Raw genomic sequence first — 13,524 nt, forward strand, 5'->3', positions numbered from 1 at the left:
TCGTGAAAAAAGCATCTGCGGATGATATGTCGATGAAAGCTTTTGATAGCGCTCAGGAAATGCGGTTTCGGCCGATGGTCAGCTGCTTATAGCGGGAGCTATCATCGGCAAGCTCATCGGAGACTTGCTTGTCCCATTCGAAGCCCATCACAGCGCCCTTGCCCATCTCCTGGAAGATATTGTCGGTGATGACGGCGGAACCCGCACCTTCGGTGACGGAAACCGCGCAGCCGACCGGCGACTTGCGCACGACATTGCCGTTGACGACGACATTGCGCAGATAAGGCCCCCAGCCGATCTGCAGCCCCCAGCGCGGCGCGTCCTCGATGACATTGCCCGACACCAGCGTATCGGCCTCGGCTGCGATGCCGATGCCGAAGCCGACCTCGTGTTTGTAGGGGCCTTTGAGCGTCAGGTTGCGAATGACATTGCCGGTGACACTGGCCAGCCGGCCGCCCTGATCGAAATTAGCAATCGAAATGCCGTTCGCCGCTCCATCGATCATGTTGCCGGAGACGACGGCGCCGACGAATTCGAACTCCACGTAGATCGCCGTCTCGCCGGAGCGGCGGCACTGGTTGTTGCTGATCAGGATGTTGGAGCCGGAATTGGCGCGGATGGCGGTGAAGGCACAGTCGGAGATCTGGTTGTCAGCCACCGTCACCCCATCGGCGCGGAAGATATTGATCCCGTTGCCGTTTTCGCCGGTGCCGCCATCATTGGCGCGGATATTGGAAACACGGTTGCCGGAAACGATCGTGCCATCCTCGGCCTTCTTCCAGCGGTGCACCAGAATACCGCCATTGCCGCAGTCGGAAACCGTATTGTCTGTGACCGAGAGGCCTGTCGATTCCACCGCATAGATGCCGGATTGCCCGGCGCCGGAAATACGGCTGCGTTCGATCCGCCCGCCACAACGCTCGAGCTGCAGCCCGTGCTTGCGGCTACCGCCGATTTCGCAATTGTCGATCAGCACCTCACCGACGCCGGTGAACTGGATGAGGGCGCCGGCATAATCTGCCAGCCACCGGTTCGATCCGTCGATGACGAGATTGGAAAGCTCGATGCGGCCGGCATTCTCTGCGGCAAAAAGGTGACCTTCGCCGGTATAAACGATCCGCGTTGCGCCCGGCACGCCTGATATGCGCGTATTGTCCGGCAGCGTCAGGTTGGAGATGCGATAGGTGCCCGGCGGCAGGAAGACCGCTACGTTCTCGCGCGCCGCTTTTTCGATCATCTGCTGCAGATTGCGGTTCTTCTTGTCGCCGCTTTCGGGAACGGCGCGATACTGCACCGCATCGATCGAGCCGCGCAGGTCGGGCTGTTCCGCACTGAGCGGAGCCGCAAAAGCGCGCGGCGCCATCATCGCCGCCGCAGAAGCGGCTGCCATGCCAAGTATATCCCGCCGGGAGATTTTGCTGAAATCCTTCTTCATGTCCGAGCTCCACGCAGGATTCATGCCAGCAGAAATGTTTCTTTTCGACACATGTCTGCAACAGAAGAATAGTCATCGGTCGATCAACAAACGCAACCTTTCCAATATTGTCGTCTTGTTCACCTTTCCATTTAAGCAACCCGAAGGAAATGCTCGTTATTTTAGAAAGCGGTTTCAAATATGACTATTGTGGACAGGCCTGCGTTTACCGGGAGAACAGCGTCATGAATGGAATTGGGGTCCGACGTTGGGAATCTGGTGATACCTTCAGTGCCGAGACGCAGCGTATCGTGGCTGCCACGGAGGCAATGATGGCGGCGACCGCTCATCATCTGTCCGAAGGCATAGAGAACCTCCGCCTCAAGGCAATCGTCCACGAGCTTCCCGATTTTCTTTACGTCAAGGACCGCGATGGTCGCTTCGTCTTCGCCAATGCTGTCATGGCGCGCAGCCACGGGCTGGAGAACGCTGCCGAGGTCGCCGGCAAGCGCGACTTCGACCTGTTCGATTTTGAGACGGCCCGCCGGTATTTCGATGTCGAGCAGGAGATCATGTCGAGCGGCGAGCCCCGCATCGACATGGAAGAACTCGTACCGATGCCGGATGGCGGCACCATGTGTCGCCTGACCTCCAAGATACCGCTGCGCAACGATCGCGGCGAGGTCGTCGGCCTCATCGGTGTGTCCCGCGATATCACCGAGCGCAAGCGGCAGGAGGAGCTCTATCGCGGCCAGGCGAACCTGCTGGAAATGATCGCCCGCAACGAACCCCTGCCGATGATCCTCGAAGCACTGGTGCTGATGATCGAGCGCCAGATGATCGGTATTTCCGGCTCTGTGCTGCTGCTCGACCGCGAGGGCACACGGCTCTACCACGGCGCGGCTCCCAATTTGCCCGGCGCCTACAGCCGGATGATCGACGGTGTTGCAATCGGCCCGAAGGTGGGCTCGTGTGGCACGGCGGCCTGGCGCGGCGAAACTGTCATCGTAGAGGACGTGATAGCCGATCCGCTCTGGGAGGATTTCCGGGTGATGGTCGGCCAGTTCGGCCTCCGCTCCTGCTGGTCGACGCCGATCTGCACCTCGCAGAAAAATGTGCTCGGCACTTTCGCGCTCTATTCGAAAGAAGTGAGACGTCCGACCGAACACGAGATGAGACTGGTGGCGCTCGCCACCCACATTGCCGGCATTGCCATCGAGCGCAAGCGCGTCGATGACCGCATCCATTTCATGGCACATCACGACGACCTGACTGGTCTGCCGAACCGCGCCTTCCTGAAGGAGCGCATGGCGAAGATCCTCGATCAGGCCCGCCGCAACAACCGCAAGGTCACCGTCGGCTATATCGATCTCGACAATTTCAAGGAGATCAATGATACGAGCGGCCACGCCGCCGGCGACGAGGTGCTGAAGGAGATTGCTGCCCGCATGGCGAATTGCGTGCGCGCCTCCGATATGGTCGTGCGCCTCGGCGGCGATGAATTCCTCGTCGTGCTCGTCCATCAGTCCAGCCACGATGCCGGCATAATGCGGCGGCTGCGCGAGCTTCAGAAGGCGATTTCCAAGCCTGTACGCTCCGAAGTTGGTGAGATCGCCGTCACTTCGAGCATCGGCGTTGCCGCCTTTCCGTGGGATGGTGCGACGCCGGACGAATTGCTCGCCAATGCCGACCGTGCCATGTATCGTGCCAAGCAGCTTGGCCGCAACACGCTGCAATACCACGACGGTGTCGTCAGCAATGCCGTCGATCTGCCGCTCAGCGAACAGGAGGAACTGCGCCAGGCGATCGTCGGCGACCAGCTTTTTCTGCTCTACCAGCCGCAGGTCGATGTCGCGACCGGCCGTATCAGCGGTCTCGAAGCCCTGGTGCGCTGGAACCATCCGACCAAGGGCGTGATACCGCCCATGAATTTCATCCAGCTTGCCGAAGAAACCGGTCTCATCGTGCCGCTCGGTCTCTGGGTGCTGAACGAGGCCTGTCGCCAGGCTCGCGCCTGGCAGGACATGGGACTGACGCCATTGACAATCGCCGTCAATGTCTCGCCCAGGCAGTTCGCCGATCCCGATTTCGCCTCACACGTGGCAGAGGCAATTGACAGTCATCGGCTCAATGCGCGCTGGCTGGAGCTGGAGGTGACCGAAAGCGTCATCATGCAGGATGCCGCCCGTGCGCTCTCCATGATGCTGTCGCTGCGTGCGCTTGGCGTGCGTCTGTCGATCGACGATTTCGGCTCCGGCTATTCCTCGCTTGCCGCGCTGAAGACCTTCCCCTTCGACCGGTTGAAGATGGACCGCTCGCTGGTCGAGGCTCTGCCTGCCGATCAGACCGCCGTCGCCATTGCGTCGGCCGTCATTTCGCTCGCCCAGACGTTAAAACTCTCGGTGCTCGCCGAAGGCGTGGAAACCGACGCGCAGCTGGAATTCCTGCGCCATGTCAGATGCGAGGAGGCGCAGGGTTACCGCTTCTCCAGGCCCGTGGCGCCGGAAGAAATCGTCGTCATGCTGCTGGCGCGCGGCGCATGATCATTTCACCAGATCGGCGATCGTCTCGATCTCGTTCGTCCATATGCCGCCGGAATAATTGTCAGGCAGTTGCGCGAGGCGTTCGGCATTGTCGATACCAGTCGAAAAGCCGCCGCCGTGATAAGGCCCGATAACGAAGACCTGCGTATGTGCATCCTGCATGCGGTTGAGGAACCTGTCCGGCCAGTCCCACAGCCATGGCGCATAATTGATCGGCACCAGCATCATTACATTCCGGCAGTCATCGGGCAGAAGACCTGTCCAGCCGTAGCCGATATAACCGGTGAGGCAGCCCATCAGGCTGGCGCGTGAAGCCGTGCGGATATCAGGCGCTAATTGCCGGAGCCGGTTGATCGGCTCGTTGCCGCCATAGACGATGGTCCTGGCGCGCCGCTCAACCGGCAGGCCGTTCAGCACGGCCGCGAGCTCTTCGCCCTCGGAAGGGTCGCGGCTTTTGACATTGATGAGCAGATGTTTGTCCGGGAAGGAGGAAAGCACCTCGTCAAGGGTCGGCATCTGACCGACGCCTTTGCCACGGAAGGGGAAACTCATGCCGCCATCGGCCGTGTAGCCATAACCGATGTCGAGTGTCTTCATCTCGGCCATGGAATGTTCGCGCGTGACGCCATGTCCGTTCGTGCGGCAATCGAGCGTCCAGTCATGGAAGACGGCGAACTGCCCGTCGGTTGTCGGATGCACATCGACCTCCACCACGTCGGCCCCGGCGTCGAAACCCGCCTGCATGGAGCGGATGGTATTCTCCAGATAATCGTGCTTCGGCGGCAGCATGCGCGCAGCCGTGCACGTGTCGTTCTTCAGATCCGTCTGATCGAAGCGCTGGGCGATGCCGCGATGCGCCAGAAGCAGTGGCTTGCCCTCGCGATGTTCGGCTAAAAAGCTGGTATTGTTGAGGTAAATTGCGGCGGCAAAGGCGAGAACCGCCATGCCTGTATATGTGAGCTTCCGTCCCATCATCCCCTCCGGTCGTGCCTCGGCCAATGGCTAGAAAGTGATTCCGGTGGTTCTTTGGCTCATTTGGGGCTTTTATGGGTTAAAGCTCGCCTTCACGTTGCAGAAACCCTATGTTGCAAGACATGGAGATGGCGATGGCGGAGATTGTACTTTTTCATTCAGTCTACGGATTTCGGTCCCTTGAACGGGATGCCGCGGCGCGTCTGCGCACAGCGGGCCATCAGGTTATGACACCCGATCTCTACGGGGGCAGGGTAGGGCAGACGATCGAAGAAGGTTTCTCCATCCGCAAGGAGATCGGCTGGGCCGAACTCTGCAAGCGGGCCGAAAAGGCGGTTGCCGACCTCCCGGCATCGGCCGTCCTCGGCGGCTTCTCGATGGGGGCGGGTATTGCCGCAAGCCTCTGGCCGAGCCGACCGCAGACATCGGGCATGCTTCTGCTGCACAGCATCGCCGAGATTCCGGCCAATGCGCGCGAAGGCATTCCCGTTCAGGTCCATCTGGCAGACCCTGACGATTTCGAGCCGGCAGATGAAGTGGCGGCATGGCGCGCGCATGCTGCAAGAGCCAATATCAGCCTGGAGGTCTTCCTCTATCCCGGCGTTGGTCATCTCTACACCGATCCGTCGCTGCCGGATTACGATGCAAAGGCGACGGACGCCACCTGGAGCCGCGTCGACGCTTTCCTCGCCGTGCTCTGAACCTGTCAGGGACCGTTCACCAGCTTCAGGATGAGCTGCTGGATGTTGCCGCCCTCGCTCATTTCCAAGCGGTCGAAATCCCGGCCGCGCTGGCGCTGCTTGTTGGAGAGCTCGCCGAGCCGCGCCGTCAGCTCGGGCCTGATCTTCTTGCAGCCCGGATCGTCGGGCACGGAGAAGCCGTTGCTCAGCGTCTCGATCTCCTTGACCATCTCGACGATCGTCTCGCCGTGCCAGCGCTCATGGGTGCGCACGCCTGATATGAAGCTATCCCAGCTTGCCTTGGTGGCCGCCGGCAGGTCGGTCGGCGCTTTCGGAAGCGTGTAGATGATGGTGAGCTTCGGCTTTGCCGATGTCAGCGTGCAGGCACTGCCCTGCTGTTCATATTTGCGCGTCCAGGTCAGCTTGAAGGTCGTATGCGCGATGACCCGGCCCGGCCCGGCCTGCGGCCCGCGTTCGCCGATGGACCGGTAAAGTTCCATGCCGGTGCGGCCGGTGATCGCGTATGCCTTTACTTCCTCACTTGGCTGCCAGTCGGCTGCCGAGGCCGCGCCAGGCTCCATCAGCCCCAGCGCCAGTAGTGCATATCCGAAAACAGTCCGCATGCGCCCTCATTCGCTTTCCTACTGCAGCGCCGGCGAAGCTAATGGGGGTTGCGGGAGGATGCAATGGACGAAGCCTGCATGCCACGCCTCGGCTGGTAAATTTGGCGCCGTGTATCCCTCTGGCGCAAAACGCAATTCCCACTATCTTTGCTGTCATGAGACCAGATGCGCTGCTCTATCCCGCCCCCGAAGGACTCTATTGCCCGGAAGGCGGCTTCTATGTCGATCCGGTGCGGCCGGTGGAGCGGGCGCTCATCACCCACGGCCATTCCGACCACGCCCGTCCGGGCCATGGGAACGTGCTCGCCACTCGCCAGACCCTCGACATCATGCGCATCCGCTATGGTGGCGGCTTCTCAGCCAGCGAACAGCCGGTCGCTTTCGGGGAGGAACTCGTCGTCAACGGCGTGAAGGTGTGTTTTCATCCTGCCGGTCATGTTCTCGGGTCGGCGCAGATCGCCATCGAGAAGAACGGCACGCGCATCGTCGTTTCAGGCGATTACAAGCGCCGGCCCGACCCGACCTGCGAAGCCTATGTGCCGGTACCCTGCGATGTGTTCATCACCGAGGCGACCTTTGGCCTGCCGGTCTTCCACCATCCCGATCCGATCGACGAGACCGGCAAGCTCCTCGCCTCGCTGCGCCAGTTTCCCGAACGCACGCACCTCGTCGGCGCCTATGCGCTCGGCAAGGCGCAGCGCGTCATCCGCCTGCTGCGTGATGCGGGTTATGGCGAGCCGATCTACATCCACGGCGCTATGGAACGGCTCTGCGACTATTATATCAGCCAGGGCATCGATCTCGGCGAACTCCTTCCGGCGACGAGCGAAAGCCGCGACAAGTCCGCCTTCAAGGGCGCCGTCGTCGTTGGCCCATCCTCGGCTTTTGCCGACCGCTGGGCACGCCGCTTCAACGATCCGCTGCCGTCTTTCGCTTCGGGCTGGATGATGGTGCGCCAGCGTGCCAAGCAGCTCGGAGTCGAACTGCCGCTCGTCATCTCCGATCATTGCGACTGGCCGGAACTGACCGAGACGATCACCGAGCTCGCCCCGCAGGAAGTCTGGGTTACCCATGGCCGCGAGGAGGCGCTGGTCCGCTGGTGCGAGCTGCAGGGCATCAAGGCCAAGCCGCTGCATCTGGTGGGCTATGAGGATGAGGGGGATTGAAACATGAAAGCCTTCGCCGATCTCCTCGACCGCGTGGTCCTCACTCCCAGCCGCACCGGCAAGCTGAAACTGCTGACCGACTACTTCCGCAACACGCCGGACCCGGACCGAGGCTACGGCCTTGCCGTGATCGCCGGCACGCTGGAGGTGCGCAACGTCAAGCCCGCCATGCTGCGCGAACTGGTGCTGGAACGCATGGACGACGTGCTCTTCCGCTATTCCTACGACTATGTCGGCGACCTCGCCGAAACCATCTCGCTGGTCTGGGACAATGAGCGCGATATCGACCGCTCCGCTCTCGCCCAGCCGCGCCTCGGCGAGGTGGTCGTCAAAATGAATTCGCTCGGCCGCACGGAGGTGCGCAGCTTCGTGCGCGATCTGCTCGACCGGCTCGATTCCTCCGGCCGCTTCGCCTTCATCAAGCTGGCGACCGGGGCGCTGCGTATCGGCGTTTCCGCCCGCCTCGCCAAGCAGGCGCTCGCCGATCTCGGCGACAGGGACGTCACCGAGATCGAGACTCTCTGGCATGGTCTGCAGTCGCCCTATGAAAGCCTGTTCAAATGGCTGGAAGGCGGAGAAGAAAAGCCGGTGCTGGCAACGCCTGCCATTTTCCATTCCGTCATGCTCGCCAATCCGGTAGAGGAAGGGGATCTCGCCAATCTCGATCCCGTCGATTACGCAGCCGAATGGAAATGGGACGGCATTCGCGTCCAGCTTTCCCGTTCCGGTGAGACGCGCAGGATCTATTCCCGTTCCGGTGATGATATCTCCGGCGCCTTTCCCGATATTCTGGAATCGATCAGCTTTTCGGGCGTCATCGACGGCGAGCTTCTGGTCGGCGGCACGGCACGTTCGAATAATCCGACCCGCACCTTCTCCGATCTGCAGCAGCGCCTGAACCGCAAGACAGTAACGTCAAGGATGCTGGAGGAGTATCCGGCTTTCATCCGCGCTTACGACATGCTTTTCGACGACGAACAGGATGTGCGCGGCAGGAATTATGTCGAGCGTCGTGACCGGCTTTCGGAAATTATCGACCGCGCCCCGCATGACCGCTTCGACCTCTCGCCGCTTGTGTCATTCGCGACGTGGGAGGACCTGGACGGTCTGCGCGCAGCCCCGCCCGATCCCGTCATCGAAGGCGTGATGATCAAGCGCCGCGACAGCATCTATCAGGCTGGCCGCATGAAGGGGCCGTGGTTCAAGTGGAAGCGTAACCCCTACAACGTCGATGCCGTGCTGATGTATGCCCAGCGCGGCCACGGCAAGCGCTCCAGCTATTATTCGGATTTCACCTTCGGCGTCTGGGCGGATGACGAGGATGGCGAACAGCTCGTCCCCGTTGGTAAGGCCTATTTCGGCTTCACCGATGCCGAGCTCGAAGTGCTGGACAAGTTCGTGCGCAACAATACGACGGAACGCTTCGGTCCGGTCAGGGCTGTCAGGGCCGACAAGGAATTCGGCTTCGTGGTGGAAGTCGCCTTCGAGGGAATCAACCGATCCACTCGTCACAAGTCAGGCGTCGCCATGCGCTTCCCCCGCATCGCGAGATTGCGCCCCGACAAGCCCTCCTACGAGGCCGATCGCCTGCGCACCCTCATCGCCATGATCGACGCCAAGGCGGGTTGACGATATCTGCCTGCGCAACAATGACGCAGGCTCCCCGTTTTCAACAGCATGTGTATTGGCGGCAACGCTCTTCCGGTGCAGATTTTTTGAGCCGGGGAAATGATGGGTGCCGTGTATGAGCTCGCAAGAACGAAATGCCTTTTTCCGTCAACGCCGCGGCCTGCTTGCAGGCATGGCCGGTTCTCTTTTGCTGCCAAGCCTTGCGAATGCCTTCGACGTGCCCGACGTTCCGAGGCTCGCCAAGCATGATTATGCCGGCGTTCGCCGCCACTTCCGCACCAAGCTGCTGCAGAAGGGGCCGGCGCCGGACAAATACGAGCCGCTGACAGCACCCGCCGATGCCGACCGCATCTTCTATCGCTCCGGCTACGGCGGCGAATTGGAACTGACCGCCTGGGTTTCGAAGTACAAGCGCGAACAAAAGCCCAAGCCCGGCATCCTCTTCCTCCATGGCGGCAATGCCATGGGCATCGGCCACTGGCAGCTCGTGAAGCCTTACATGGATGCCGGCTATGTCGTGATGATGCCGTCCTTGCGCGGCGAAAACGGCCAGATGGGCAATTTCTCCGGCTTTTATGACGAGGTGGACGACGTGCTCGCCGCGACCGAGCGCCTGCGCCATCTGCCGGGCGTCGATCCCGAGCGCCTCTTCATCGCGGGTCATAGCGTCGGCGGCACGCTGACCATGCTGACGGCGATGAGTACGCATCGTTTTCGGGCGGCCGTGCCGATTTCAGGCAACGCGGATGCCTTCCGCTTCTTCAACCGCTATCCCGAAGACATCCGCTTCGACGATTCCAACACGCATGAATTCGAGGTGCGCACGGCGCTTTGCTACGCGCACAGCTTCAAATGCCCGGTGCGCGTGCTGCACGGCAAGGAAGAGTCCCACTTCAACGATCGCGCCGATCTGCTCGTCTCGCGTGCCCGTGCGGCGGGCACGCATATCGAAGCCGATACGGTAGCCGGCAACCACACTTCGGCGCTGCCGGCCGAGATCGCGCAAAGCATCCAGTTCTTTCACGGTGTGGCGGCCTGATAGTCGCCGGATGCGGGTCAGGCGACTGCCTGCATCGTCAGACTTTTTCGGCCGCTTTCAGCTTCGGCCGCCAGCCTCGCGCCAGCCGCGAATGCCATCCTGCGAGCAGATAATGCTGTCTCTGTTATCGCTGATGAGGATGGTTTCATGAATTTTCTGCGCCGGGCTTTCCCGTTTGCCGGGCTCGTTGCTGCCGCGACGTCACTTAGTGGCTGCAATATTATCGTTCCGGATGTCGCGGCCGATTCTCCGGCGCGCTTCGTGCAGGAAATCTCGCCGGTCTTCTACGAGCCGCCGGGCGTCGATCCGCGCCGCGTCAAGCCGATCCCCGATCAGCCGGTGCCGCAGACGCGAGAACTCTACAAGACCCAGTTCCACCAGACTTACGGTCTGCCGGTCAGCAACCCGCTGCGCCTCGATATGGGCAGGTACGGCCAGGTCAGGGACGGCGATTTCACGCTGCCGGCCATCCCTGCCAGCCGCATCCAGCCGGAATATCTGCGCCAGGAGGTCGATTACCAGACCAACGAGCGCCCCGGCACGATCGTCGTCGATACCAAGGACCGCTTCCTCTATTTTGTCGAAGGCAATGGCAAGGCCATGCGCTACGGCGTTGGTCTCGGCCGCGAGGGCTTCGCCTGGAAGGGCCGCGGCGTCATCCAGTGGAAGCAGAAGTGGCCGCGCTGGACACCGCCGGTCGAAATGGTCTCCCGCCAGCCGGAAGTTCGCCCCTTCTCTGCGGAAAATGGCGGCATGAATCCGGGCCTCGCCAATCCCCTCGGCGCCCGCGCCATGTATATTTTCAAGAACGGCCAGGACACCCTCTATCGCATCCACGGCACCCCCGATTGGCAGTCGATCGGCAAGGCGGTTTCGTCCGGCTGTGTACGCATGCTCAATCAGGATGTGGTCGACCTTTACGACCGAGTGCCGGCCAAGTCCGAGATCGTTGTGATGTAGGGCTGCAACAGGGCAGGCGAGATCGTCTGCCCGGAGCCGGACACGTCTGCGTGATGCTATGGTTTATTCAGCATAAGCCGATAGATCTTTCCTTGTCGATTTCGGCATTGGACGAATCAGGGGTGAGCTGCGTTTATTGCGAGCCCCGCATCACGAAGGAAACCAGTCCCGCGTCATGAGCCTCGATAAACCTCTCTCCCGTCGTAGCTTTCTTTCCTTTTCGGCTTTAACAGCGGCTTCCGCGCTGGCAGGCTGTGCCTCCACGTCGAATACGGTCGAAAATGGCGGCATGCAGATCAGCTACCGCTCTCCTTTCCGCCCGTTCCAGACGACGAGCGTGCCCGGTGAAGCAGAACTTGCCGTCATGTACGGCCCAATCGAAGACGGCGGTTTCCTCATCCCCGCCGTTCCCTACCAGCAGATCGATCCGCGCTACTATCGCCAGCAGGTCGTGGATCCGACGGGCCAGCCGCCCGGCACCATCGTTGTCGATACGCCCTCGCGTTTCCTCTATCTCGTCCAGCCCGGCGGCATGGCGATGCGCTACGGCGTCGGCATCGGCCGCGAAGGTTTCGCATGGTCGGGCAACGGCGTGATCCAGTGGAAGCAGAAATGGCCGCGCTGGAAGCCGCCGAACGAGATGGTTGCCCGCCAGCCGGAGCTTGCGAAATACTCGATCGAGCGTGGCGGCATGGAGCCAGGCCTCTTGAACCCGCTCGGTGCGCGCGCGCTCTACATCTTCTCCGACGGTGAAGATACGCTCTACCGCTTGCACGGCAATCCCGAATGGCGCTCCATCGGCAAGGCCGTCTCGTCGGGCTGCGTGCGCCTGCTGAACCAGGACATTATCGACCTCTACGATCGCGTCCCCAACAAAACCCCGATCGTTGTTTGGCAGTGAGGAGAGGTGCCGCGCAGCGGCAACAATCGATCCAGTGAATCGATTGTAGCGACGAACGCCCGAAGCGTAAGCGCAGGGCCGGAGCGGTCGGGGGAAGCCCGAGCAATCGATCCAGTGAATCGATTGCAGCAGCGAACGCCCGAAGCGCAAGCGAAGGGCTGAGGAGTGCCAAGCCAAAAAGCAAAGCCGCCCGTACAACACGGGCGGCTTTTTTATCAGGGAGTTTAGCTACATCCTTTGGGTGACACTGGTCGGCCATATCGATCCGATCATTCTGGTTGCCATGACCTATCCGGCAATCCAGGTTGCCGCGCTCTCTGATGTCGAGGAGGACAAGTCGGGTCTTGCTTCCGGTCTGCTCTTTGCTTCCTTCCGGATCGGCGGCATCGTCTTCGTGGCGTTGCTGGCGATCCTGATCACCCTGCTTGCCGCTGTCGGCCCGAAGACCGCAACGGTTCGCCAGCAGGCCTATCAGACCGCGGAATAACGCAAATTGCCCGCGTCTATCAGGCGCGGGCATTCTGTCTGAGGCCGTAATTCCGTCTCCGCCTATATGCTGGCGTTGAGATTGCCCCGCAACCGGTGCAGCATGTCGCGCATGACGGCCATTTCCTCCAGCGTACAGCCGATCGCCTCGCCGATCGAAGACATGATCGTATTGATCTCGCCCTTCATCGACTGACCCTTCGGCGTCAGCGACACGATGACCTGCCGTTCGTCACGGGAATCGCGGAGGCGCTTGATGAGGCCGTTCTGCTCCAGCCGCTTGAGGAGGGGGGAGAGCGTGCCGGAATCGAGATCGAGCTGTTCGCCGATCGTCTTGACCGGCAGTTCGGCCTTTTCCCAAAGCACCAGCATGACGATATATTGCGGATAGGTGAGGCCCACCCTGTCGAGTATGGGCTTGTAGGCGCGGGTAAAGGCGTGCGCCGTCGCATAGACCGCGAAACAGAGCTGCTTCTCCAGCCGCTTTTCCTCTTCCGGTATTTCCATCACTTTCGCCGTTCTCGCTTTCATCGCTGCCATCCCCAGAGGTCTCATTGTCCTCTTTTCAAATTCTGAATGCAATTTGCAAAATTCACTTGCGTACAATTTAATTGGACGTTATTAAAAACTCAACCCGGACGAACGGGGCTAACCAAAGGAGATTGTCATGCCTATTCTCTACACGACCAAAGCTTCTGCCACCGGTGGCCGCGCAGGCCGCGCCGTTTCTGAAAACGGCGTTCTCGACGTCACGCTGACCGTGCCGAAGGAGCTCGGCGGCGACGGCGCAACCGGCACCAATCCCGAACAGCTCTTCGCAGCCGGCTATTCGGCCTGCTTCCTCGGTGCTTTGAAATTTGTGGCCGGCAAGGAAAAGGTCAAGATTCCCGAGGAAACAACGGTTTCCGCAACCGTCGGCATCGGCCCGCGTGAAGATGGCGGCGGCTTCGGCATCGAAGTTGCGCTGACGGTCAACATCCCGGGTGTCGATAAGGCAACCGCCGAAAAGCTCGCTGCGGCCGCCCATATCGTCTGCCCTTATAGCCACGCCATGCGCACCTCGACCGAAGTTCCGGTCACGGTTGCCTGATTGTCCTGCAGCGCCAGTGAA

The 13,524-nt window shown here is 61.1% G+C and carries 12 protein-coding genes and 1 pseudogene; 9 read left to right on the plus strand and 4 right to left on the minus strand.

Features of this window, described 5'->3' with window-relative positions; all coding sequences use genetic code 11:
• Positions 1-52 precede the first annotated feature (52 nt).
• Positions 53-1,435 carry a TIGR03808 family TAT-translocated repetitive protein gene (locus tag KQ933_RS02980; protein ID WP_216757319.1) on the minus strand — a complete coding sequence of 461 codons (1,383 nt, stop codon included), beginning with the start codon at positions 1,433-1,435 and terminating at the stop codon, positions 53-55.
• Positions 1,436-1,659: 224 nt separating this feature from the next.
• On the opposite strand from KQ933_RS02980, the gene KQ933_RS02985 reads away from it, so the two are divergent.
• Positions 1,660-3,957, plus strand: coding sequence for a bifunctional diguanylate cyclase/phosphodiesterase (locus KQ933_RS02985; protein WP_216757320.1), 2,298 nt, complete (start codon positions 1,660-1,662; stop codon positions 3,955-3,957).
• On the opposite strand, the gene KQ933_RS02990 is transcribed toward KQ933_RS02985, so the two are convergent.
• Positions 3,958-4,929, minus strand: coding sequence for a glycerophosphodiester phosphodiesterase family protein (locus tag KQ933_RS02990; RefSeq protein ID WP_216757321.1), 972 nt, complete (start codon positions 4,927-4,929; stop codon positions 3,958-3,960). It abuts the gene before it with no gap.
• A 134-nt stretch (positions 4,930-5,063) separates the two neighbouring features.
• Here KQ933_RS02990 and KQ933_RS02995 point away from each other — a divergent pair, with 134 nt between their 5' ends.
• Complete coding sequence (locus KQ933_RS02995; protein WP_216757322.1) at positions 5,064-5,630, plus strand: dienelactone hydrolase family protein; 567 nt, start codon at positions 5,064-5,066, stop codon at positions 5,628-5,630.
• Positions 5,631-5,635: 5 nt separating this feature from the next.
• On the opposite strand, the gene KQ933_RS03000 is transcribed toward KQ933_RS02995, so the two are convergent.
• On the minus strand, positions 5,636-6,232 hold the full coding sequence (locus KQ933_RS03000; RefSeq protein ID WP_216757323.1) for a DUF922 domain-containing Zn-dependent protease: 597 nt from the start codon (positions 6,230-6,232) through the stop codon (positions 5,636-5,638).
• A 155-nt stretch (positions 6,233-6,387) separates the two neighbouring features.
• On the opposite strand from KQ933_RS03000, the gene KQ933_RS03005 reads away from it, so the two are divergent.
• The 6 genes and pseudogenes from KQ933_RS03005 to KQ933_RS03030 form a co-directional block, all read left to right on the plus strand.
• Positions 6,388-7,398, plus strand: a complete 1,011-nt coding sequence (locus tag KQ933_RS03005; protein WP_216757324.1) for a ligase-associated DNA damage response exonuclease — start codon at positions 6,388-6,390, stop codon at positions 7,396-7,398.
• A 3-nt stretch (positions 7,399-7,401) separates the two neighbouring features.
• Positions 7,402-9,027, plus strand: coding sequence for a cisplatin damage response ATP-dependent DNA ligase (locus KQ933_RS03010; protein ID WP_216757325.1), 1,626 nt, complete (start codon positions 7,402-7,404; stop codon positions 9,025-9,027).
• Between the two features lie 115 nt (positions 9,028-9,142).
• On the plus strand, positions 9,143-10,066 hold the full coding sequence (locus KQ933_RS03015; protein WP_216757326.1) for a S9 family peptidase: 924 nt from the start codon (positions 9,143-9,145) through the stop codon (positions 10,064-10,066).
• Between the two features lie 147 nt (positions 10,067-10,213).
• Complete coding sequence (locus KQ933_RS03020; RefSeq protein ID WP_216757327.1) at positions 10,214-11,026, plus strand: L,D-transpeptidase; 813 nt, start codon at positions 10,214-10,216, stop codon at positions 11,024-11,026.
• Between the two features lie 175 nt (positions 11,027-11,201).
• Positions 11,202-11,927, plus strand: a complete 726-nt coding sequence (locus KQ933_RS03025) for a L,D-transpeptidase (RefSeq protein WP_216757328.1) — start codon at positions 11,202-11,204, stop codon at positions 11,925-11,927.
• Between the two features lie 214 nt (positions 11,928-12,141).
• Positions 12,142-12,414, plus strand: a pseudogene (locus KQ933_RS03030) (MFS transporter); the annotation flags it as partial.
• 62 nt (positions 12,415-12,476) lie between these two features.
• Here the strand turns inward: KQ933_RS03030 and KQ933_RS03035 are convergent.
• Positions 12,477-12,953: a MarR family winged helix-turn-helix transcriptional regulator gene (locus tag KQ933_RS03035; protein ID WP_216757329.1), complete on the minus strand. Its 477-nt coding sequence runs from the start codon at positions 12,951-12,953 to the stop codon at positions 12,477-12,479.
• 127 nt (positions 12,954-13,080) lie between these two features.
• On the opposite strand from KQ933_RS03035, the gene KQ933_RS03040 reads away from it, so the two are divergent.
• Positions 13,081-13,503, plus strand: a complete 423-nt coding sequence (locus tag KQ933_RS03040) for an organic hydroperoxide resistance protein (RefSeq protein ID WP_183802413.1) — start codon at positions 13,081-13,083, stop codon at positions 13,501-13,503.
• Positions 13,504-13,524: the final 21 nt, after the last annotated feature.

This window comes from Rhizobium sp. WYJ-E13, assembly GCF_018987265.1.
In the GTDB taxonomy this organism is placed as follows: Bacteria; Pseudomonadota; Alphaproteobacteria; order Rhizobiales; family Rhizobiaceae; genus Rhizobium.